Genomic DNA, 21,194 nt, shown 5'->3' with positions numbered 1-21,194 from the left:
TGTTCCCCGTACTCGATGGAAAGGCCGCGGCCACGATGGTGCAGATCAAGACCCCCGAGCAGATCGCGAAGATGCGCGAGGCGGGACTGGTCGTTGCCGCGATCCACGCGGCGACGCGTGAGGCCGCCGTGCCGGGCGCCACGACGAAGGACCTGGACGAGGTCGCGCGGAAGGTCATCGCCGACCACGGGGCGAAGTCGAACTTCCTCGGGTACGGCGGGTTCCCCGCGACGATCTGCACCTCGGTGAACGAGGTCGTCGTCCACGGCATCCCCGACGACAAGACCGTCCTCAAGGACGGCGACATCATCTCCATCGACGCGGGCGCGATCGTGGACGGCTGGCACGGTGACGCGGCCTACACGGCCTTCGTGGGCACCGGGCACGCGCCCGAGCTCGTCGAGCTCTCCCGGGTGACGGAGGAGTCGATGTGGGCGGGCATCGCCGCCATGCGGCTCGGCAACCGTCTGGTCGACATCTCGAAGGCCATCGAGACGTACATCAAGCGCCAGCCGCGTCCGGCCGTGGGCGACCACAGCCTGGGCCGGTACGGGATCATCGAGGACTACGGCGGCCACGGCATCGGCACCGAGATGCACATGGACCCGCACCTGCTGAACTACGTCTCCCGCAAGCGCGGCAAGGGCCCGAAGCTGGTCCCCGGCCTGTGCCTGGCGATCGAGCCGATGGTCTCCCTGGGCACTCCGCAGACGGAGGTCCTGAAGGACGACTGGACCGTCATCACGACGGACGGCACCTGGTCCTCGCACTGGGAGCACTCGATCGCGCTGACCGAGGAGGGCCCGCTGGTCCTGACGGCGGTCGACGGCGGCAAGGCCAAGCTCGCGGAGCTGGGCGTGACCGCGGCGCCGGACCCGTTGGCGTAGCGGACGCCGCTTCCGCCGGCGCAGCCCGACGTCTCCGGTCGTCCAGGAGTACTCTTCGACATTTCTACGGCGTGGTGCCTTGCGTAAGGATCAGTCCGGGTGGGCAGACTTCCCGATTCGTCTTTTCCTGGGGCCTGACGTAGACTGATGCGTCGGCTCTCGTGTACCCGTGTGTCCGCATGCGGCGGCGAGAGTCGATCAAGGTAGCCGATTCGAAAGGCGAAGCGTGGCCAAGAAGCAAGGTGCCATCGAAATCGAGGGCACCGTGATCGAGTCCCTCCCGAACGCCATGTTCAAGGTGGAGCTCCAGAACGGTCACAAGGTCCTCGCGCACATCTCCGGCAAGATGCGGATGCACTACATCCGAATCCTTCCGGACGACCGGGTCGTCGTGGAGCTCTCTCCGTACGACCTGACGCGTGGCCGGATCGTCTACCGGTACAAGTAGATCTTGCCCGCACCCCGCCTCCGCGCGCGGGTGGTGGCACTGACCCGGAGAACCTCACACCCATGAAGGTCAAGCCGAGCGTCAAGAAGATCTGCGACAAGTGCAAGGTGATCCGCCGTCACGGCCGGGTCATGGTCATCTGCGACAACCTGCGCCACAAGCAGCGCCAGGGCTGACGCACGCCGACCGACCTGCAACTTCGCAGTTCTTCGCGCGACGCATAGCAATACGTACATACGCAGAGCCCGTCGGGCCGTGTTCACACGGTTGACGGCACCTCCGGCGGGGGCCGGGGACCCGACCTGTACCTCATACGGCAGCCGGGAACGGTTCTGCAGCAGACCCCCGAGAACACAGGAGCCATTGAATGGCACGCGTTTCCGGTGTTGACATCCCGCGCGAAAAGCGTGTGGTGGTCGCACTCACCTACGTCTTCGGCATCGGGCGTACCCGGTCCGAGGAGATTCTCGCCGCGACCGGCGTGAACCCGTCCACCCGTGTCCGCGACCTTGCCGAGGAAGACCTCGTCAAGATCCGCGAGTACGTGGACGCCAACCTCCAGACCGAGGGTGACCTCCGTCGCGAGATCGCCGCCGACATCCGCCGCAAGGTCGAGATCGGCTGCTACCAGGGCCTGCGCCACCGTCGTGGCCTGCCCGTCCGCGGCCAGCGCACCAGCACGAACGCTCGTACCCGCAAGGGCCCGCGTCGCGCCATCGCCGGCAAGAAGAAGCCGGGCAAGAAGTAGTCCTCAGCGGACGCTTGACCAAGCGGTCTTCGCTGTAGGACCGACCACCTCCCGTAGGAGTTATAGATGCCCCCCAAGGGTCGTCAGGGCGCTGCCAAGAAGGTGCGCCGCAAGGAAAAGAAGAACGTCGCTCACGGCCACGCGCACATCAAGAGCACGTTCAACAACACGATCGTCTCGATCACGGACCCCGCGGGCAACGTGATCTCCTGGGCCTCCGCCGGCCACGTCGGCTTCAAGGGCTCGCGCAAGTCGACCCCGTTCGCCGCGCAGATGGCCGCCGAGTCGGCCGCTCGCCGCGCGCAGGAGCACGGCATGCGCAAGGTCGACGTCTTCGTCAAGGGTCCGGGCTCCGGCCGCGAGACCGCGATCCGCTCCCTCCAGGCCACGGGCCTCGAGGTCGGTTCGATCCAGGACGTCACCCCCACGCCGCACAACGGCTGCCGTCCCCCCAAGCGCCGCCGCGTCTGACGCACGGCTGCTTGATCAGGACTTCGGGCGGTACGGCTCTTCGGACCGTGCCGCCCGTACCCTTGCAGTACGCAGCACTCCGTCGGGCGTCAAATAGTGGGCGCCCACGACTGAAGGATTGACACATGCTTATCGCTCAGCGTCCTTCGCTGACCGAAGAGGTCGTCGACGAGTTCCGCTCCCGGTTCGTGATCGAGCCGCTGGAGCCGGGCTTCGGCTACACCCTCGGCAACTCCCTCCGCCGTACCCTCCTGTCCTCGATCCCGGGTGCCGCTGTCACCAGCATCCGCATCGACGGCGTCCTGCACGAGTTCACCACCGTGCCGGGCGTCAAGGAGGACGTGACCGACCTCATCCTCAACATCAAGCAGCTGGTCGTCTCCTCGGAGCACGACGAGCCGGTCGTGATGTACCTGCGCAAGCAGGGCCCGGGTCTGGTCACCGCCGCCGACATCGCGCCCCCGGCCGGTGTCGAGGTGCACAACCCCGACCTCGTCCTCGCCACGCTCAACGGCAAGGGCAAGCTGGAGATGGAGCTGACCGTCGAGCGCGGTCGCGGCTACGTCTCCGCCGTGCAGAACAAGCAGGCGGGCCAGGAGATCGGCCGTATCCCGGTCGACTCCATCTACTCCCCGGTGCTCAAGGTCACGTACAAGGTCGAGGCGACCCGTGTCGAGCAGCGCACCGACTTCGACAAGCTGATCGTCGACGTCGAGACCAAGCAGGCCATGCGCCCGCGTGACGCCATGGCGTCCGCCGGCAAGACCCTGGTCGAGCTGTTCGGTCTGGCGCGCGAGCTCAACATCGACGCCGAGGGCATCGACATGGGCCCGTCCCCCACGGACGCCGCCCTTGCCGCCGACCTGGCGCTGCCGATCGAGGAGCTCGAGCTCACCGTTCGTTCGTACAACTGCCTCAAGCGCGAGGGCATCCACTCCGTGGGTGAGCTCGTGGCGCGCTCCGAGGCGGACCTGCTCGACATCCGCAACTTCGGTGCGAAGTCGATCGACGAGGTCAAGGCGAAGCTGGCCGGTATGGGCCTCGCGCTGAAGGACTCGCCGCCCGGATTCGACCCGACCGCCGCGGCCGACGCCTTCGGCGCGGACGACGACGCGGACGCCGGTTTCGTGGAGACCGAGCAGTACTAGCAGATCGTCTGCGGGCCGGCTTCGGCTGGTCGCGCAGTTCCCCGCGCCCCTGACGGGGCGCGGGTCTTCGACGGGCGACCGCCCGCTCGGATACTGACCCCGGTACCTGGTACGGCCGGGGCAGATCACAAGGAGAAACACCATGCCGCGTCCCGCGAAGGGTGCCCGCCTCGGCGGTTCCGCCGCGCACGAGAAGCTGCTCCTCGCCAACCTGGCGAAGTCGCTCTTCGAGCACGGCCGCATCACCACCACCGAGGCCAAGGCCCGTCGCCTGCGTCCGGTCGCCGAGCGCCTGATCACCAAGGCGAAGAAGGGCGACATCCACAACCGTCGCCTGGTGCTGCAGACGATCACCGACAAGGGCATCGTCCACACCCTCTTCACCGAGATCGCCCCGCGCTACTCCGAGCGCCCGGGTGGCTACACCCGTATCACCAAGATCGGCAACCGTCGTGGCGACAACGCCCCGATGGCCGTGATCGAGCTGGTCGAGGGCGAGATCGCCAAGAAGGCGACCGTCGCCGAGGCCGAGGCCGCCACCGTGCGCGCCGTCAAGGAGGCCGACGCGGCCGCCGAGGCTCCGGCCGAGGAGTCGAAGGACGCGTAAGCGTTCCGGTCGACTGTTCTCGTGTGCGGGCCCGTACCCCTCTGGGGTGCGGGCCCGCCGCCGTGTTCGATGGTTTCGAGAGGATGATTCCGCGTGAGCGATGACGTGCAGGACGGCTTCGTACGGGTTCGGCTTGACCTGTCGTACGACGGCAAGGACTTCTCCGGCTGGGCCAAGCAGTCCCAGGGACAGCGGACCGTGCAGGGGGACATCGAGGCCGCGCTGCGGACCGTGACCCGGTCGACGGAGACGTACGAGCTGACCGTGGCCGGCCGGACCGACTCCGGCGTGCACGCCCGCGGCCAGGTCGCGCATGTCGACCTGCCCGTCGAGCTGTGGGCCGAGCACCGCGACAAGCTGCTCAGGCGGCTCGCGGGGCGCCTCTCGCACGATGTGCGGGTCTGGTCCCTGACCGAGGCCCCCAGCGGCTTCAACGCGCGCTTCTCCGCCATCTGGCGCCGCTACGCCTACCGCGTCACCGACAACCCCGGCGGGGTCGACCCGCTGCAGCGCGGGCACGTGCTGTGGCACGACTGGGCCCTCGACATGGACGCCATGAACCAGGCCGCCGCCGCGCTCGTCGGCGAGCACGACTTCGCCGCGTACTGCAAGCGGCGCGAGGGGGCCACCACCATCCGCACACTCCAGGAGCTGCGCTGGGAGCGCCGCCCCGACGGTGTGATGGAAGCCACCGTCAAGGCGGACGCCTTCTGCCACAACATGGTCCGCTCGCTGGTCGGCGCGCTGCTCTTCGTCGGCGACGGGCACCGGCCCGTGGACTGGCCGGGCAAGGTGCTCGCGGCCGGCGTCCGGGACTCGGCCGTGCATGTCGTACGGCCGCACGGCCTCACCCTCGAAGAGGTCGGCTACCCGGCCGACAAGCTCCTGGCCGCCCGCAATCGGGAGGCCAGGAACAAGCGGTCACTCCCCGGGAGCGCCGGCTGCTGCTGAGGCCTGGGAGCGGCCGCGGGCGTAGATCTGGTTGAAGGCGAAGGTGGCGATGTCGTCGCTGGCCTGGAAGATCGGCTTGTCGGCCTTGGTGACCTTCTTGCCGTTGGAGAAGCCGGCCTGGGTGAAGTAGGCGTAGCGGCCGACCGAGTTCGACCGGCGCAGGCAGACGGTGGCGTGGCAGAAGTCACGCACGCCCGCGCCGGCCAGCGGGGCGATGCCGCCGGTGGCCTGGTTCTTCGCCTTGAGGGCCGCGGCCTCCGAGGGGAAGACGGCGACGCCGACGGTGACCGCCACGCCGTCCTTCACATAGGTGGCGCGGAGCACCCGCTGGCAGCCGTTCTTCTTCAGGACGGCGCCGAGGCCGCCCTGGGTGACGGCCGCGCAGTCGGTCGTCGACGAGGTGGCGCCCTTGCTGTAGGGCCGCTTGTTCATCGTCAGCTTCTTGCCCGGGAAGAGGCCCTCCGCGGAGAGCGGGGCCTTGTCCTTCTTCGGGTCCGAGATGTAGTCCTTCGGGTTCGGCGGGGGCGGCGGCGCCACCGAGGAGAAGGTCGGCTCGGGGGTCGGTTCCGCGGTGGCGGAGGCCGTGCCGGTGGGCACCCCGCCGTTCTCGGCCTCGTCGTTCTTCTTGCCGGAGGCCACCACGGCGGTGGCGACGATCGCGCCGACGACCAGGGCGGCGACCGCGCCGCCGCCGATGATCAGCCAGCGCTTGCGGCGGTTACGGGAGGCCGAGGCGTCCGCCAGGGCGCCCCAGTCGGGGGTCGCGCCGCCCTGGGCGCCCGGGAAGGGGTCGGGCGCCTGCCCCTGGCCGGGCTGCTGCCCGTACCCCTGCTGCCCGTACCCCTGGGGCTGTCCCCAGCCCTGCTGCCCGTGTCCCTGCGGCTGCTGCCCGTGCCCCTGCTGCCCGCCCTGCTGCGGCTCCTGCGGCCACTGCGGTCCCCCAAAGCTCATGCCGCGCATCCTAAACCGGTTGGGCCCGGGCGACGCGGGCGGCGACAATGCACCTCATGGGACATGTCGAGGCCGCGCATCTTGAGTACTACCTTCCCGACGGGAGGATCCTCCTCGGGGACGCCTCCTTCCGGGTCGGGGAGGGCGCCGTCGTCGCCCTCGTCGGGGCCAACGGCGCCGGCAAGACCACACTGCTCCGGCTGATCTCCGGAGAGCTCCAGCCGCACGGCGGCACCGTCCGGATCAGCGGCGGACTCGGTGTGATGCCGCAGTTCGTCGGCTCGGTGCGCGACGCGTCCACCGTGCGCGACCTGCTGGTCTCGGTGGCCCAGCCCCGGATCCGGGAGGCCGCGAAGGCCGTCGACGAGGCCGAGCACCTGATCATGACCGTCGACGACGAGGCCGCGCAGATGAGGTACGCGCAGGCCCTCAGCGACTGGGCCGAGGTGCAGGGGTACGAGGCCGAGACCCTCTGGGACATCTGCACGATGGCCGCGCTCGGCGTCCCGTACGAGAAGGCGCAGTTCCGGGAGGTCCGGACGCTCTCCGGCGGTGAGCAGAAGCGGCTCGTCCTGGAGTCGCTGCTGCGCGGCTCCGACGAGGTGCTGCTCCTCGACGAGCCGGACAACTACCTCGACGTGCCCGGCAAGCGGTGGCTGGAGGAGCGGCTGCGGGAGACCCGCAAGACCGTGTTGTTCATCTCCCACGACCGTGAGCTGCTCTCCCGGGCGGCCCAGAAGATCGTCGCGGTCGAGCCCGGCCCGGCCGGCTCGGACGTGTGGGTGCACGGTGGCGGGTTCGACACCTTCCACGAGGCGCGGCGGGAGCGGTTCGCGCGCTTCGAGGAGCTGAAGCGGCGCTGGGAGGAGAAGCACGCCCAGCTGAAGAAGCTCGTCGTCAACCTGCGGCAGGCGGCCGCGGTCAGCCACGACATGGCCTCGCGGTACGCGGCGGCGCAGACCCGGCTGCGGAAGTTCGAGGAGGCGGGGCCGCCGCCGGAGCCGCCGCGCGAGCAGGAGATCACGATGCGGCTGCGTGGCGGCCGTACCGGTGTACGTGCTGTGACCTGCGAGAACCTTGAGCTGACCGGGCTGATGAAGCCCTTCTCGTTGGAGATCTTCTACGGCGAGCGGGTCGGTGTCCTCGGCTCGAACGGGTCGGGCAAGTCCCACTTCCTGCGCCTGCTGGCGGGGGACCCGTCCGTCGCGCACACCGGGATGTGGAAGCTGGGCGCGCGGGTGGTCCCGGGGCACTTCGCCCAGACCCACGCGCACCCGGAGCTGACCGGGCGGCCGCTCGTCGACATCCTGTGGACGGAGCACGCCAAGGACCGGGGCGGCGCGATGTCGATGCTGCGGCGGTACGAGCTGGAGCGGCAGGGCGACCAGCCGTTCGACAAGCTCTCGGGCGGGCAGCAGGCGCGGTTCCAGATCCTGCTGATGGAGCTGGCGGGCACGACGGCGCTGCTCCTGGACGAGCCGACGGACAACCTGGACCTGGAGTCGGCGGAGGCCCTGCAGGACGGGCTGGAGTCGTACGAGGGGACGGTGCTGGCGGTGACCCACGACCGGTGGTTCGCGAAGAGCTTCGACCGGTTCCTGGTGTTCGGGTCCGACGGGGTCGTCCGGGAGACGACCGAGCCGGTGTGGGACGAGCGGAGGGTCGAGCGGGCGCGGTGACCCGGGCGCGGTGACCTGGGCGGGCCTGGGCGCGGTGACCTGGGCGGAGGCCGGGGCGGGGGCCCGGGCGCGGTGGTCCGGGCGGGGACGCGGGAGCCCCGCGTCCCCGTGTCCCCCGGCGTTTTGACCCATCAGGGGTGGCGCGGGTAGGGTTGCGGTTTGTTATGCGTATTGGCTTCGTCGCTCTCATGTGACGAACCCCTACGCAGGTTCCCTGGAGCAGTTACCAGTGGCTCGCATACGGGCGTCGTTCCCGGCAGTGTAGGCCCCAGCTGCATGATCGCTTCAGGTGTGTCTGGACTCCATCCACTGAAGAAGCGAAGGCTACGAAGTGCGTACGTACAGCCCCAAGCCCGGCGATGTCACTCGCCAGTGGCACATCATCGACGCGCAGGACATCGTCCTGGGCCGTCTGGCGACCACGGCTGCGAACCTCCTCCGAGGCAAGCACAAGCCGGTCTACGCCCCCCACATGGACATGGGCGACTTCGTCATCATCATCAACGCCGACAAGGTTCACCTGTCCGGCAACAAGAAGACCCAGAAGCTGGCGTACCGCCACTCCGGCTTCCCGGGCGGTCTGCGCTCCGTCCGTTACGACGAGCTGCTGGACAAGAACCCCGAGAAGGCCGTCGAGAAGGCCATCAAGGGCATGATCCCCAAGAACACCCTGGGCCGTCAGATGCTCTCGAAGCTGAAGGTCTACGCGGGCGAGAACCACCCGCACGCTGCGCAGCAGCCGGTTCCGTTCGAGATCACCCAGGTCGCGCAGTAGTTCCGGCCACACCCCCTAAGAACGAAAGAAATCTGAGGAGCATCGTGGCCGAGACCACCCCCGAGACCCCCGTCGACGAGTTCGAGGGCGTCGAGGAGTACACCACCGAGACCGAGCTCGTCGAGGGTGAGTACACCTCCGAGTCGCTCGCGTCCCGCTTCGGCGACCCGCAGCCGGCCGCCGGCCTGGGCCGTCGCAAGAACGCCATCGCCCGCGTCCGGATCGTTCCGGGCACCGGCAAGTGGAAGATCAACGGTCGCACCCTTGAGGACTACTTCCCCAACAAGGTGCACCAGCAGGAAGTCAACGAGCCCTTCAAGGTGCTCGAGCTCGACAACCGCTACGACGTCATCGCCCGCATCGCGGGTGGCGGTGTCTCCGGTCAGGCCGGCGCCCTGCGCCTCGGCGTGGCCCGTGCGCTGAACGAGGCGGACGTCGAGAACAACCGCCCGGCGCTGAAGAAGGCCGGCTTCCTCTCCCGCGACGACCGTGCGGTCGAGCGCAAGAAGGCCGGTCTCAAGAAGGCCCGTAAGGCTCCGCAGTACAGCAAGCGTTAATCGCCTGCTCGGTCTGCTTTCGTACGCCCCGGCGGCACTGCCCGTGCCGTCGGGGCGTACGTTTTTTCATAACTCTTTCGCCTTCGCCTTTCATCTTTCACCTTTCATCAGCTTGGGCACGTATTTCTCGGAGGACAGCTGTGGGACGACTCTTCGGCACGGACGGCGTACGCGGTGTGGCCAACGCGGACCTGACGGCGGAGCTCGCGCTCGGCCTGTCGGTCGCGGCCGCGCACGTGCTCGCCGAGGCGGGCACCTTCGAGGGCCATCGGCCGACCGCGGTGGTCGGACGTGATCCCCGCGCGTCCGGAGAGTTCCTCGAAGCCGCCGTCGTGGCCGGTCTCGCCAGCGCCGGCGTCGACGTGCTGCGCGTCGGCGTGCTGCCCACCCCGGCCGTGGCCCACCTCACCGGCGTGCTCGGCGCCGACCTCGGCGTGATGCTCTCCGCCAGCCACAACGCCATGCCCGACAACGGCATCAAGTTCTTCGCGCGCGGCGGCCACAAGCTCGCCGACGAGCTCGAGGACAAGATCGAGGCCGTCTACGAGGAGCACCGCACCGGCGCCCCCTGGGAGCGTCCGACCGGTTCCGGTGTCGGCCGGGTCCGTGACTACGACGAGGGCTTCGACACCTACGTCGCCCACCTCATCGCCGTCCTCCCGAACCGCCTCGACGGTCTCAAGGTCGTCCTCGACGAGGCCCACGGCGCCGCCGCCCGCGTCTCGCCCGAGGCCTTCACCCGGGCCGGCGCCCAGGTCGTCACCATCGGCGCCGAGCCGGACGGCCTCAACATCAACGACGGCTGCGGCTCCACCCACCTCGGCCTGCTCAAGGCCGCCGTCGTCGCGCACGGCGCCGACCTGGGCATCGCGCACGACGGCGACGCCGACCGCTGCCTCGCGGTGGACGCCGCGGGCAACGAGGTCGACGGCGACCAGATCCTCGCCGTGCTCGCCCTCGCCATGCGGGAGTCCGGTGCGCTGCGCGGGGACACCGTCGTCGCGACCGTCATGTCGAACCTGGGCTTCAAGCTCGCCATGGAGCGCGAGGGCCTGAACCTCGTCCAGACGGCGGTCGGCGACCGCTACGTCCTGGAGTCCATGAAGGAGCACGGCTTCGCGCTCGGCGGCGAGCAGTCCGGGCACGTCATCGTGCTCGACCACGCCACCACCGGCGACGGCACCCTCACCGGCCTCATGCTGGCCGCCCGGGTCGCCGCCACCGGCACGTCGCTCGCGGACCTCGCCGGGGTGATGGAGCGGCTCCCGCAGATCCTCATCAACGTCCCCGACGTCGACAAGTCCCGGGTGAAGACCTCCGGCGACCTCGCCGCGGCCGTCACCGCCGCCGAGTCCGAGCTCGGCTCCACCGGCCGCGTCCTGCTGCGTCCCTCCGGCACCGAGCCGCTGGTCCGCGTCATGGTCGAGGCGGCGGACATCGAGCAGGCGCGCGCGGTGGCGCAGCGGCTCGCGGACGTCGTGAAGTCGGCGCTCGGCTAGGCTTTCTGAGGCGCCGTCATGCGTTGGGGGCCCCGCCGTACCGGTACCGGTACGGCGGGGCCCTCTCAGCTTTCCCCGCGGGTCCCGGGGGTGCGGCGCCAGTGGCCGCGCTGGGTGCGCCAGAGGAGTTTCTGCCCGTACAGGGTCAGCACCCCGGCCAGCATGATGCCGAACAGGTTCAGCATCAGCTGCTCGATCGAGCCCCACATCTGGCCGAAGTCGCCGTAGCTGAGGGCGACCGCCGCGTTCGCGCCCGCCGGGACCGTCGTCACCGAGATCGCCACGCCCACCAGGGCCCCGGACTTGGCCGAGGTCAGCGAGAGCATGCCCGCGATGCCCGCGAGCAGGGCCACGACGAAGGAGAACGGGTCCGGCTGCCAGATGAAGCTGGTGTTGGGGCGGTCGCCGTCGAGGCGGCTCTCGCTGAACAGGTCGAGTGCGTCCATCCCCAGGCTGAACACCGTGGTCGCCGCGATCGCCGCCGCGAAGCCGATGATCAGCGCGATCAGCGAGCGCGCGGCCAGTCTCGGCTCGCGGCGCACCACCGCCGTGCAGACCCCGGCGAGCGGGCCGAACTCCGGTCCGACCGCCATGGCGCCCACGATCAGGATCGCGTTGTCCAGGACGACACCGCAGGCCGCGATCATCGTCGCCAGGATCATGAACGCGCTGTACGTGATGGAGAGCGTCGACTCCTCGTGCGTGGCCCCCTCCAGCTGCTCCCAGAGCACCGCGTCCGCGGGCTCGCCCGGAGCCTCCTTCTCGGCGGTGTCCGCGCGGGTGGAGAGCGAGAAGTCGATGTTCTCGACCGCGATGGAGCCGTCCTGATCGATCCTCAGCGCGCGCAGTCCCTTGAGGAGTTCGTCGCCCGCCTCGCGGGCGACGTCGCACATGACCACGTCGCCCGAGGGCACCCGGGCCGCCCCGGGCAGGACCACCAGGTGCGTGGTGCCGACCGTGGACTCGATCACCTCGACGGCGGCCCTGGTGCGGTCGGGCGGCACGATCATCCGGAGATGCAGCATCCTCAGAGCTTACGGAGGCTCAGCCGCTGCACCTTGTGGTCGGGGCCCTTGCGGACGACGAGGGTCGCCCGGCCGCGCGTCGGGGCCACGTTCTCCAGGAGGTTCACCTTGTTGATGGTCCGCCACATGGTGCGCGCGTAGTCGAGGGCCTCGTCCTCGGAGACCTGGGTGTAGCGCTGGAAGTACGAGTCGGGGTCCTGGAAGGCGGTGAGGCGCAGCTTGCGGAAGCGGTTGAGGTACCAGCGCTCGATGTCCTCCGGGCGCGCGTCCACGTACACCGAGAAGTCGAAGTAGTCGGCGAGGCCGACGCGGGTGCGGCCGTCCTTGCCGGGCAGGGCCGGCTGGAGGACGTTCAGTCCCTCGACGATGAGGATGTCCGGGCGGCGGACGACGAGGCGCTCGCCGGGGACGCGGTCGTAGATCAGGTGCGAGTAGACCGGCGCGCTGACCTCGTCCTTGCCCGCCTTGATGTCGGCGACGAACCGGGTCAGGGCCCGGCGGTCGTACGACTCGGGGAAGCCCTTGCGGGACATCAGGCCGCGGGCCTTCAGCTCCTCCATCGGGTAGAGGAAGGCGTCCGTGGTGACCAGCTCCACGCGCGGGTGCTCCGGCCAGCGGGCGAGGAGGGCCTGGAGCAGACGGGAGACCGTCGACTTCCCGACGGCGACCGAACCGGCGACTCCTATGACGAAGGGGGTGCCGCGCTGCTCGGCGTTCTCGCCGAGGAAGGTGTTGAGGGCGCCCCGCAGTCCGCTGGTGGCCTGCACGTACAGATTGAGCAGCCGGGACAGCGGGAGGTAGATGTCCCGTACCTCGTCGAGGTCGATGACGTCGCCGAAACCGCGGAGCCGCTCGACCTCCTCGGCGGTGAGGGGGAGCGGGGTCTTGTCGCGCAGGGCGCTCCACTCGGCGCGGGTGAGGTCGACGTAGGGCGTCGTGCCGTTGGCGCTTCGTGGCGGCGAAGTGATCACCCCGCCATTGTCGGGGGTCGCACGGCTCTGTGGGCCGTGGGGTGGCCGTGGGGTGGGTCACGCGGCAAAAGCGGTTGTCGTGGCGCCGTCGGCGGGTGATCCTTCTTGACGCCGCGTGGGCCGTTGTTCTTCACGCGGGGGGAGCCGCCCGGGGGCGGCACGACGAGAACACGAAGAGAAGCAGAGAGCCACCACCCATGCGTACGTCCATGCGAAGCGCCGCCGTCGCGGCCACCGCCGTCTCCCTCGCCCTGCTCGTCACCGCCTGCGGTGGCGGGGAGAAGAGCGACGGGAAGGGCGACAAGGCCGGCGGCACCGCCGCGCCCGGCGCCTCCGCCACGAGCGGGCCCGCGGCCAGGACGCTGTCCGACGCCGAGCTGGAGAAGGCGATCGTCGAGCGGGCCGACCTCAAGGGCCACCAGGTGCAGAAGACCGAGACCGGGGACGTCGTCCCGGCGGCCTCGGTCACCGCCGACAAGGCCGCCTGCACGCCGATCGCCCACGCCATGTCCTTCCTCTCGCCCGGCTCGCCCGCCGCGTCGGCGGAGCGCAAGGTCCTCGAAGAGCCGAAGAAGGACGCGTCGGCCTCGCCCGAGGACGCGCTGCTCGGCGGTCTCGGCGCCCGGGTCACGGCGGTCACGCTCGGCTCGTACGACGGGCAGGGCGCGCAGGAGGCCTTCGCCTCGGTGAAGAAGGCCGGTGCGGAGTGCGCCGGCGGCTTCCAGGTCGTCCACCTCAAGGAGAAGACGAAGGTGGCCAAGGTCGCTCCGGAGACCGTCACCGCCGGTGAGGAGGCCGTCGCCTTCACCGTCACCTCCGACATGGAGGGGCAGCCGTTCGTCAGCAAGCTCGTCGTCTTCCGCCAGGGCAACACGCTCGCGTCGTTCTCGACGATCAGCCTCGTCCCCGGTGGGGTCAAGGAGCTGCCGCAGGCCGTCATCGACGCGCAGGCCGCCAAGCTGTCCTGACTCCGGCCCTTCGGGCGCCTTCCGCCGTAGGCTGCCGTCATGTGCGGAATCGTGGGATACGTCGGCGGGCAGTCGGCGCTTGATGTGGTGGTCGCGGGCCTCAAGAGGCTCGAATACCGGGGCTACGACTCGGCCGGTGTCGCGGTGCTCTCCGACGGAGGGCTCGCCGCGGCCAAGAAGGCGGGCAAGCTCGTCAACCTGGAGAAGGAGCTCGTGGACCGGCCGCTCGCCGGCGGGTCCGTGGGCATCGGACACACCCGCTGGGCCACCCACGGCGGGCCGACCGACGCCAACGCGCACCCGCACCTGGACAACGCCGGGCGCGTCGCCGTCGTCCACAACGGCATCATCGAGAACTTCGCCCCCCTGCGGGACGAGCTCGCCGAGCGCGGCCACGACCTGCTGTCCGAGACGGACACCGAGGTCGTGGCCCACCTCATCGCCGAGGAGTTCTCCTCCGCGGGGGACCTCGCGGAGGCGATGCGGCTGGTGTGCCGGCGGCTCGACGGGGCCTTCACCCTGGTCGCCGTGCACGCTGACCAGCCTGACGTGGTCGTCGGCGCCCGCCGCAACTCGCCGCTCGTCGTCGGTGTCGGCGAGGGGGAGAACTTCCTCGCGTCCGACGTGTCCGCGTTCATCGCCCACACCCGGTCGGCCATCGAGCTCGGCCAGGACCAGGTCGTCGAGCTGACCAGGGACGGCGTCACCGTCACCGACTTCGACGGCGCGCCCGCCGACGTCCGCGCCTTCCACGTGGACTGGGACGCCTCCGCCGCCGAGAAGGGCGGCTACGACTACTTCATGCTCAAGGAGATCGCCGAGCAGCCCAAGGCCGTCGCCGACACCCTCCTCGGCCGGATCGACGGCTCCGGCCGGCTCACCCTCGACGAGGTGCGCATCCCCGACGCCGTGCTCCGCGAGGCCGACAAGATCGTCATCATCGCGTGCGGCACCGCGTTCCACGCCGGCCTCATCGCCAAGTACGCCATCGAGCACTGGACCCGCATCCCCTGCGAGGTCGAGCTCGCCAGCGAGTTCCGCTACCGGGACCCGATCCTCGGGCAGCGCACCCTCGTCATCGCCATCTCCCAGTCGGGCGAGACGATGGACACGCTGATGGCGCTGCGGCACGCCCGGGAGCAGGGCGCGAAGGTGCTCGCCGTCTGCAACACGAACGGCTCGACGATCCCGCGCGAGTCCGACGCCGTGCTGTACACCCACGCCGGGCCCGAGGTCGCCGTCGCCTCCACCAAGGCCTTCCTCACCCAGCTCGTGGCCTGCTACCTGCTCGCGCTCTACCTCGGTCAGGTGCGGGGCACCCAGTGGGGCGACGAGATCCACGCCGTGGTCCGCGAGCTGGCCCGGATCGGCGACGAGGTCGAGCGGGTCCTGGAGACCATGGAGCCGGTCCGGGCGCTGGCCCGCTCCCTCGCCCACAAGGACACCGTCCTCTTCCTCGGCCGGCACGTCGGCTACCCCGTGGCCCTCGAAGGCGCCCTGAAGCTCAAGGAACTGGCGTACATGCACGCCGAGGGCTTCGCCGCGGGAGAGCTCAAGCACGGGCCGATCGCGCTCATCGAGGAGGACCTGCCGGTGGTCGTGGTCGTGCCCTCGCCCAAGGGCCGCTCCGTGCTCCACGACAAGATCGTCTCCAACATCCAGGAGATCCGGGCCCGCGGCGCCCGCACCATCGTGATCGCCGAGGAGGGCGACGAGGCGGTCGTCCCGTACGCCGACCACCTCGTCCGCATCCCGGCCACGCCTACGCTGCTCCAGCCGCTGGTCTCCACGGTGCCGCTCCAGGTCTTCGCCTGCGAGCTCGCCACCGCGCGGGGCAACGAGGTCGACCAGCCGCGCAACCTGGCCAAGTCCGTGACCGTGGAGTGAGTGTGTGCGTGTGAAGGTGAGCAGATGATCATCGGGGTGGGGATCGACGTGGCGGAGATCGACCGGTTCGCCGCGTCGATCGAACGGACGCCGGGGCTGCTCCAGCGCCTCTTCCTGGAGAGCGAGCTGCTGCTCCCCAGCGGCGAGCGGCGGGGACCCGCGTCGCTGGCGGTGCGGTTCGCGGCCAAGGAGGCCCTCGCCAAGGCGCTCGGCGCGCCGGGCGGGCTGCACTGGACGGACGCCGAGGTGTACGTCGAGGGCACCGGGCAGCCGCGGCTGCGGGTGACCGGGACGGTGGCGGCGCGGGCGGAGGAGCTGGGCGTGAAGCACTGGCACGTGTCGCTGAGCCATGACGCGGGGGTGGCGTCCGCGGTGGTGATCGCCGAGGCGTGAGCGGCGGCCGCGGAGGAGGACGGACGAGCGCGGGGCCCGGCTGCCGGAAGGCGGCCGGGCCCCGCGCTCGTGTGCGCGACTGCCAGGGCCGGCGTCGGGTTGAAGAGTGTCGCGCACTTAGGTAAGGCAAACCTAAGTTGGATTGGGGAGGGCGTCAACCCCCCTGCGAACGGCGGCGGGCGGGCGTCCGGGGGCTGCGGCAGACTGCCCCCATGCGTACCGCTCACCGCGTGGAGACCGTACGGGCCGCCGAAGCCGCCCTCATGGCCCGACTCCCCGAAGGCGCGCTCATGCAGCGCGCCGCCGCCGGACTCGCCGCCGCCTGCTGCTCCCTCCTCGGGAAGGGACGGGTGTACGGGGCGAGGGTCGCCCTCCTCGTCGGCAGCGGCGACAACGGCGGCGACGCCCTCTACGCCGGGGCCCGGCTCGCCCGCCGCGGCGCCGGAGTCACCGCCGTCCTGCTCGGCGACCGCGCGCACGAGGGCGGGCTCGCGGCCCTGCGGGCGGCCGGGGGCCGGGTCGTGGACAGCGCCCACGACGACCCGTTCGAACCGCTCGCCGCCGCCGACCTCGTCCTCGACGGCATCACCGGCATCGGCGGACGGGGCGGGCTCCGGCCCGACGCCGTGCCCGTCGCCCGCGCCGCCCGCGGCTCCGACGCCGTCGTCGTCGCCGTCGACCTGCCGAGCGGCGTCGACGCGGACACCGGCGAGGTGGCGGGGGAGGCCCTGCGGGCGGACGTGACGGTCACCTTCGGGACGTACAAGCCGGGCCTGCTCGTCGACCCGGCGCGGTCCTACGCGGGCGCGCTGCGCCTCGTCGACATCGGACTCGGCGCCGAACTGCCGGGCGTGGCCGACCTGGAGGCGCTCCAGCACCAGGACGTGGCGCGGCTGCTGCCCGTCCCCGCCGCCGAGAGCGACAAGTACCGGCGCGGGGTGCTCGGCGTCGTCGCCGGGTCCGCGCGCTATCCGGGAGCGGCGGTGCTCGCCGTCGAGGGTGCCCTGCGGGGCGGCGCCGGGGCCGTGCGGTACGTCGGGCCCGCGGCGGACGCGGTGATCGCGGCGCACCCGGAGACCCTGGTCCACCCCGGGCCGCCGGACCGCGCCGGGCGGGTGCAGGCCTGGGTGGTCGGGCCGGGGCTCGGGGACGAGCCGGGCGTCGCGGAGGTCCTCGCCTCGGACGTGCCGGTGCTCGTGGACGCGGACGGGCTGCGCGGGCTCGACCCCGCGCTCGTACGGGCCCGCAGCGCGCCGACCGTCCTCACCCCGCACGCCGGGGAGGCGGCGGCGCTGCTCGGTGCGACCCGGGAGGAGGTGGAGGCGGGGCGGCTCGCGGCGGTACGGGAACTGGCGGCGCGGTTCGGGGCGACGGTGCTGCTCAAGGGCTCGACGACGCTGGTCTGCGGGCCGGTGACGGAGGCCGGGCGGGCCGCGGGCGGCGCGGTGCGGGTGAACCCGACGGGGACGGGGTGGCTGGCGACGGCGGGCAGCGGCGACGTCCTGTCGGGCCTCGCGGGCTCGCTGCTCGCGGCGGGGCTGCGCCCGGTGGACGCGGCGTCGTGCGCGGCGTACCTGCACGGCCTCGCGGCACGCCGGGCGTCGGGCGGCGGCCCGGTGACGGCGGGGGACGTGGCGGGGGCGCTGGGCGGCGCGTGGCGGGATGTGACGGCGGGTCTCTGAGGGGTGGGCCGGGACGTGACGGCGGGGCTCTGAGGGGCGGGGCGGGACGTGACGGCCGGGGCGTGGCGCGCCGGGGTCACCGTCTACAACTCGCCCGTGTTCTCCTCCCCGTTCTCCGGCGGCGGCCGGGCCTTCGCCGGTGTCCGCGGGCGGCTCGCCACGCCCGACGTCGGTCGCGGCCGCGTCCGTTCCGGCCGCCGTGGTGCCCGGGAACCCCGGGGCGTGCCGCGCAAGGGTGACCGGGTCTACATCTGGCGGAAGCGGCCCGGGAGCTGACACCTGAGAGACTGGGCGCGATGACTGAGACACCGCCGCCCCGCAGAGCCCGCGCCGAGATCGACCTCGGTGCGCTGCGTGCGAACGTCCGCACGCTGCGCGCCCGCGTCGCCCCCCACGTCCGGATCATGGCCGTGGTCAAGGCCGACGCGTACGGACACGGCGCGGTGCGCTGTGCCCGCGCCGCCCTGGAAGCGGGCGCGGACTGGCTCGGCACGGCCACCCCGCACGAGGCCCTCGCGCTGCGCGCCGCCGGGATCACGGACGTGCCGGTCATGTGCTGGCTCTGGACCCCCGGCGACCCCTGGGACCAGGGCATCGAGGCCGGTCTCGACATGTCCGTGAGCGGGATGTGGGCCCTGGAGGAGGTCGTCGAGGCGGCCAGGAGGACCGGCGGCACCGCGCGCGTCCAGCTCAAGGCCGACACCGGGCTCGGGCGCAACGGCTGTCAGCCGGCCGACTGGCCCGAGCTGGTCGGGGCGGCCCTGAAGGCCGAGGCCGACGGGCTCGTCAAGGTCACCGGGCTCTGGTCGCACTTCGCCTGTGCCGACGAGCCGCACCACCCCTCCATCGCCGCGCAGCTCGATGTCTTCCGCTCGCTGCTCGACCACGCCGAGAAGGCGGGCGTCGAGCCCGAGGTCCGGCACATCGCCAACTCGCCGGCCACGCTCACGCTCCCCGAGGCCCACTTCGACCTGGTCCGTCCCGGTATCGCCGTGTACGGGGTGTCGCCGAGCCCGGAGTTGGGCACCTCCGCCGAACTGGGGCTGCGGCCGGTGATGTCGCTCAAGGCGAGCGTCGCCCTGGTCAAGTGGGTCCCGGCCGGCCACGGCGTCAGCTACGGCCACCACTACGTCACCGACGCCGAGACGACCCTCGGCCTCGTCCCGCTCGGCTATGCCGACGGCGTCCCCCGGCACGCCTCCGGCCGCGGCCCCGTCCTCGTCGACGGCACCGTCCGGACCGTCGCCGGGCGCGTCGCCATGGACCAGTTCGTCGTCGACCTGGGCGGGGACGATCCCGCGCCGGGCACCGAGGCCGTGCTGTTCGGGCCCGGCGACCGGGGCGAACCGACCGCGGAGGACTGGGCGGTGGCCGCCGACACCATCGCGTACGAGATCGTCACCCGGATCGGCGCGCGCGTCCCGCGCGTGTACCTGGGCGGATAGAGGGGGGCCCATGGGCGAGTCCAGCAGCACCGGTACGTGGCGCCGCGCCGGATTCGCCGGCGCCGCGATAGGCGTCCTCGCGGCGGGGGCCGCCGCCGGGGTGGCCGTCGAGCGCCTCACCGTCGGCCGGTCCGTACGGCAGAAGGCGCGGCTCGCCCTCGACTCCACCGGCCCGTACGGCGGGCTGCGCGGGACCCCGGGCCGGGCCCTCGCCGACGACTCGACGGTCCTGTACTACGAGGTCGACGAGGTAGCGCCGGACACCCCGCCGGCCCGTAGGCGGCGGCTCTTCGGGCGCAAGGAGCCCGCCCCCGTGACCGTCGTCCTCAGTCACGGCTACTGCCTCAACCAGGACTCCTGGCACTTCCAGCGGGCCGCGCTGCGCGGTCTGGTCCGGACCGTCCACTGGGACCAGCGCAGCCACGGCCGCTCCGGTCAGGGCGTCGCCCAGTCCGGCGCCGACGCCGTGCCCGTCACCATCGACCAGCTGGGCCGCGACCTCAAGGCGGTCCTCGACGCCGCCGCGCCCGAGGGGCCGCTCGTCCTCGTCGGGCACTCGATGGGCGGCATGACGATCATGGCGCTCGCGGAGCGGTACCCGGAGTTCGTCCGCGACCGGGTCGTCGGCGTCGCCTTCGTCGGTACGTCCGCCGGGAACCTCGCCGAGGTCACGTACGGCCTGCCGATCGCCGGCGTCAACGCCGTCCGGCGGGTCCTGCCCGGTGTGCTGCGCGCGCTCGGCTCGCAGGCCGAGCTGGTGGAGCGGGGCCGGCGGGCGACCGCGGACCTGTTCGCCGGGCTCATCAAGAAGTACTCGTTCGCGTCGAGGGACGTGGACCCCGCCGTCGCCCGCTTCGCCGAGCGGATGATCGAGTCCACCCCCATCGACGTGGTCGCCGCCTTCTACCCGGCCTTCGCCGAGCACGACAAGTCCGCGGCACTGGCCGTCCTCCGCGACCTCCCGGTGCTCGCGCTCGCCGGCGACCGCGACCTGGTCACCCCGAGTTCCCACACCGAGGCCATCGCCGACCTCCTCCCGGAGGCGGAGCTCGTCATCGTGCCGGACGGCGGTCACCTGGTGATGCTGGAGCACCCGGAGGCGGTCACCGACCGGCTCGCCGACCTGCTCGTCCGGGTGGGGGCCGTCCCGGAGGCCGCGGCGGCGGCCGCCACGGTGCGGCCGCCACGGTGAGGCCGGACATCCGCAACGGTTAAGTTGGCGGGTATGGAAGCAGCGCACCCGCCCGTCTCCGGCGCCACTCTCGCCATCGACTCCCCCCAGCAGATGCAGGAGCTCGGCCGCCGTCTCGCGAAGATCCTCCGCCCCGGCGACCTCGTCATGCTCACCGGTGAACTCGGCGCCGGGAAGACCACCCTCACGCGGGGCCTCGGCGAGGGCCTCGGTGTGCGGGGTGCCGTCACCTCCCCGACCTTCGTCATCGCCCGTGTCCACCCGTCCCTGGTCGACGGCCCCGCGCTGGTGCACGTGGACGCGTACCGCCTCGGCGGCGGACTCGACGAGATGGAGGATCTGGACCTCGACGTCTCGCTGCCCGAGTCGGTCGTGGTCGTCGAATGGGGTGACGGGAAGGTCGAGGAGCTGACCGACGACCGGCTGCACCTGCTGATCCACCGGCTGACCGGCGACACCGACGACGACCGGCGCACGGTCGTGCTGCGCGGGATCGGGCCGCGCTGGGCCGACGAGGACCTGGGCGTGCTCTGACCGGCGGTACGCCGGGCCCACGGTCGTACGTAGTTTCCGACAACGTGTCGGGAAGGTGTTGCGTCGTTCGCACGTGCCGTGGTGACATGGATGCACGAGCTGGTTAGGTGAACCTAACCTACGGGAGGCATGCATGGCGACGCCGAAGCGCGCGGAACCCGTCCGGGACCACGTCTCGATGAGTGAGCTGCTGGCATCCTGCGCGGCCGCCCGCGCCGTGTCGACCCCGCCAGGCGTCCGCCCCGACCGGGCGGACGAGGAGCGCGGGGCGAGGGCCGGGCAGGTCGAGCGGATCGTGCGGGTCGTGCGCGACAGAGCGGCGTAGCCGGGGGCGTCCGGCCTGGGGCGGTGCGGCCGATCCGTGCGGCTCCGGGAC

24 protein-coding genes are annotated in these 21,194 nt (G+C 71.5%); 21 read left to right on the top strand and 3 right to left on the bottom strand.

The window, feature by feature from the left end:
- Positions 1–35: 35 nt before the first annotated feature.
- From map to truA, 8 genes are all read left to right on the top strand, one after another.
- The gene (gene map / locus AMK27_RS21360) at positions 36–887 is read left to right on the top strand and encodes a type I methionyl aminopeptidase (protein WP_030318640.1); all 852 of its coding nucleotides are present in this window, start codon (positions 36–38) and stop codon (positions 885–887) included.
- A gap of 226 nt (positions 888–1,113) precedes the next feature.
- Positions 1,114–1,335, top strand: a complete 222-nt coding sequence (gene infA, locus AMK27_RS21355) for a translation initiation factor IF-1 (protein ID WP_003956442.1) — start codon at positions 1,114–1,116, stop codon at positions 1,333–1,335.
- Positions 1,336–1,397: 62 nt separating this feature from the next.
- The gene (rpmJ, locus tag AMK27_RS21350; protein ID WP_003956441.1) at positions 1,398–1,511 is read left to right on the top strand and encodes a 50S ribosomal protein L36; all 114 of its coding nucleotides are present in this window, start codon (positions 1,398–1,400) and stop codon (positions 1,509–1,511) included.
- A gap of 191 nt (positions 1,512–1,702) precedes the next feature.
- On the top strand, positions 1,703–2,083 hold the full coding sequence (gene rpsM, locus AMK27_RS21345) for a 30S ribosomal protein S13 (protein ID WP_015035595.1): 381 nt from the start codon (positions 1,703–1,705) through the stop codon (positions 2,081–2,083).
- A 66-nt stretch (positions 2,084–2,149) separates the two neighbouring features.
- Complete coding sequence (gene rpsK / locus AMK27_RS21340; RefSeq protein ID WP_006376016.1) at positions 2,150–2,554, top strand: 30S ribosomal protein S11; 405 nt, start codon at positions 2,150–2,152, stop codon at positions 2,552–2,554.
- 125 nt (positions 2,555–2,679) lie between these two features.
- Positions 2,680–3,702, top strand: coding sequence for a DNA-directed RNA polymerase subunit alpha (locus tag AMK27_RS21335; RefSeq protein WP_024755423.1), 1,023 nt, complete (start codon positions 2,680–2,682; stop codon positions 3,700–3,702).
- 142 nt (positions 3,703–3,844) lie between these two features.
- Positions 3,845–4,309, top strand: a complete 465-nt coding sequence (gene rplQ, locus AMK27_RS21330) for a 50S ribosomal protein L17 (protein ID WP_015035596.1) — start codon at positions 3,845–3,847, stop codon at positions 4,307–4,309.
- A 93-nt stretch (positions 4,310–4,402) separates the two neighbouring features.
- The gene (gene truA / locus AMK27_RS21325) at positions 4,403–5,260 is read left to right on the top strand and encodes a tRNA pseudouridine(38-40) synthase TruA (protein WP_073910629.1); all 858 of its coding nucleotides are present in this window, start codon (positions 4,403–4,405) and stop codon (positions 5,258–5,260) included.
- Here truA and AMK27_RS21320 read toward each other — a convergent pair.
- On the bottom strand, positions 5,231–6,211 hold the full coding sequence (locus AMK27_RS21320; RefSeq protein WP_073910626.1) for a hypothetical protein: 981 nt from the start codon (positions 6,209–6,211) through the stop codon (positions 5,231–5,233). The genes truA and AMK27_RS21320 overlap by 30 nt on opposite strands.
- Positions 6,212–6,267: 56 nt before the next feature.
- Here AMK27_RS21320 and AMK27_RS21315 point away from each other — a divergent pair, with 56 nt between their 5' ends.
- From AMK27_RS21315 to glmM, 4 genes are all read left to right on the top strand, one after another.
- A complete protein-coding gene (locus tag AMK27_RS21315; RefSeq protein WP_198955914.1) occupies positions 6,268–7,890 on the top strand; it encodes an ABC-F family ATP-binding cassette domain-containing protein in 1,623 nt (540 codons plus the stop codon).
- 331 nt (positions 7,891–8,221) lie between these two features.
- A complete protein-coding gene (rplM, locus tag AMK27_RS21310) occupies positions 8,222–8,665 on the top strand; it encodes a 50S ribosomal protein L13 (RefSeq protein ID WP_055641831.1) in 444 nt (147 codons plus the stop codon).
- A 44-nt stretch (positions 8,666–8,709) separates the two neighbouring features.
- Positions 8,710–9,222, top strand: a complete 513-nt coding sequence (gene rpsI, locus AMK27_RS21305; RefSeq protein ID WP_015035601.1) for a 30S ribosomal protein S9 — start codon at positions 8,710–8,712, stop codon at positions 9,220–9,222.
- Positions 9,223–9,362: 140 nt separating this feature from the next.
- Positions 9,363–10,721 carry a phosphoglucosamine mutase gene (gene glmM, locus AMK27_RS21300; RefSeq protein ID WP_073910618.1) on the top strand — a complete coding sequence of 453 codons (1,359 nt, stop codon included), beginning with the start codon at positions 9,363–9,365 and terminating at the stop codon, positions 10,719–10,721.
- Positions 10,722–10,786: 65 nt separating this feature from the next.
- On the opposite strand, the gene AMK27_RS21295 is transcribed toward glmM, so the two are convergent.
- The gene (locus tag AMK27_RS21295; protein ID WP_073910614.1) at positions 10,787–11,746 is read right to left on the bottom strand and encodes a DUF389 domain-containing protein; all 960 of its coding nucleotides are present in this window, start codon (positions 11,744–11,746) and stop codon (positions 10,787–10,789) included.
- A gap of 2 nt (positions 11,747–11,748) precedes the next feature.
- Positions 11,749–12,717: a type I pantothenate kinase gene (gene coaA / locus AMK27_RS21290; protein WP_073910610.1), complete on the bottom strand. Its 969-nt coding sequence runs from the start codon at positions 12,715–12,717 to the stop codon at positions 11,749–11,751.
- Positions 12,718–12,914: 197 nt separating this feature from the next.
- On the opposite strand from coaA, the gene AMK27_RS21285 reads away from it, so the two are divergent.
- The 9 genes from AMK27_RS21285 (at position 12,915) to AMK27_RS21245 (ending at position 21,143) form a co-directional block, all read left to right on the top strand.
- A complete protein-coding gene (locus tag AMK27_RS21285) occupies positions 12,915–13,685 on the top strand; it encodes a hypothetical protein (RefSeq protein WP_073910607.1) in 771 nt (256 codons plus the stop codon).
- A 39-nt stretch (positions 13,686–13,724) separates the two neighbouring features.
- Positions 13,725–15,572: a glutamine--fructose-6-phosphate transaminase (isomerizing) gene (glmS, locus tag AMK27_RS21280; protein WP_073910603.1), complete on the top strand. Its 1,848-nt coding sequence runs from the start codon at positions 13,725–13,727 to the stop codon at positions 15,570–15,572.
- Between the two features lie 24 nt (positions 15,573–15,596).
- Positions 15,597–15,965, top strand: a complete 369-nt coding sequence (locus AMK27_RS21275; RefSeq protein ID WP_073910599.1) for a holo-ACP synthase — start codon at positions 15,597–15,599, stop codon at positions 15,963–15,965.
- Between the two features lie 212 nt (positions 15,966–16,177).
- The gene (locus AMK27_RS21270) at positions 16,178–17,647 is read left to right on the top strand and encodes a bifunctional ADP-dependent NAD(P)H-hydrate dehydratase/NAD(P)H-hydrate epimerase (protein WP_073910595.1); all 1,470 of its coding nucleotides are present in this window, start codon (positions 16,178–16,180) and stop codon (positions 17,645–17,647) included.
- 48 nt (positions 17,648–17,695) lie between these two features.
- A complete protein-coding gene (locus AMK27_RS21265; protein ID WP_073910591.1) occupies positions 17,696–17,923 on the top strand; it encodes a hypothetical protein in 228 nt (75 codons plus the stop codon).
- Positions 17,924–17,943: 20 nt separating this feature from the next.
- Positions 17,944–19,092, top strand: coding sequence for an alanine racemase (gene alr, locus AMK27_RS21260; protein WP_073910588.1), 1,149 nt, complete (start codon positions 17,944–17,946; stop codon positions 19,090–19,092).
- A gap of 10 nt (positions 19,093–19,102) precedes the next feature.
- Complete coding sequence (locus AMK27_RS21255) at positions 19,103–20,284, top strand: alpha/beta fold hydrolase (RefSeq protein WP_073910584.1); 1,182 nt, start codon at positions 19,103–19,105, stop codon at positions 20,282–20,284.
- A 33-nt stretch (positions 20,285–20,317) separates the two neighbouring features.
- Positions 20,318–20,818, top strand: coding sequence for a tRNA (adenosine(37)-N6)-threonylcarbamoyltransferase complex ATPase subunit type 1 TsaE (gene tsaE, locus AMK27_RS21250; RefSeq protein WP_073910580.1), 501 nt, complete (start codon positions 20,318–20,320; stop codon positions 20,816–20,818).
- Between the two features lie 133 nt (positions 20,819–20,951).
- Positions 20,952–21,143 (top strand): hypothetical protein, encoded by a 192-nt coding sequence (locus tag AMK27_RS21245; RefSeq protein ID WP_073910576.1) that lies wholly within the window; start codon positions 20,952–20,954, stop codon positions 21,141–21,143.
- Positions 21,144–21,194: the final 51 nt, after the last annotated feature.

The sequence above is a fragment of the Streptomyces sp. CB02009 genome, from assembly GCF_001905825.1.
GTDB lineage: Bacteria > Actinomycetota > Actinomycetes > Streptomycetales > Streptomycetaceae > Streptomyces.
Note: the sequence above shows the minus strand (reverse complement) of the source record. Positions and strands in the feature narration are given on the sequence as shown.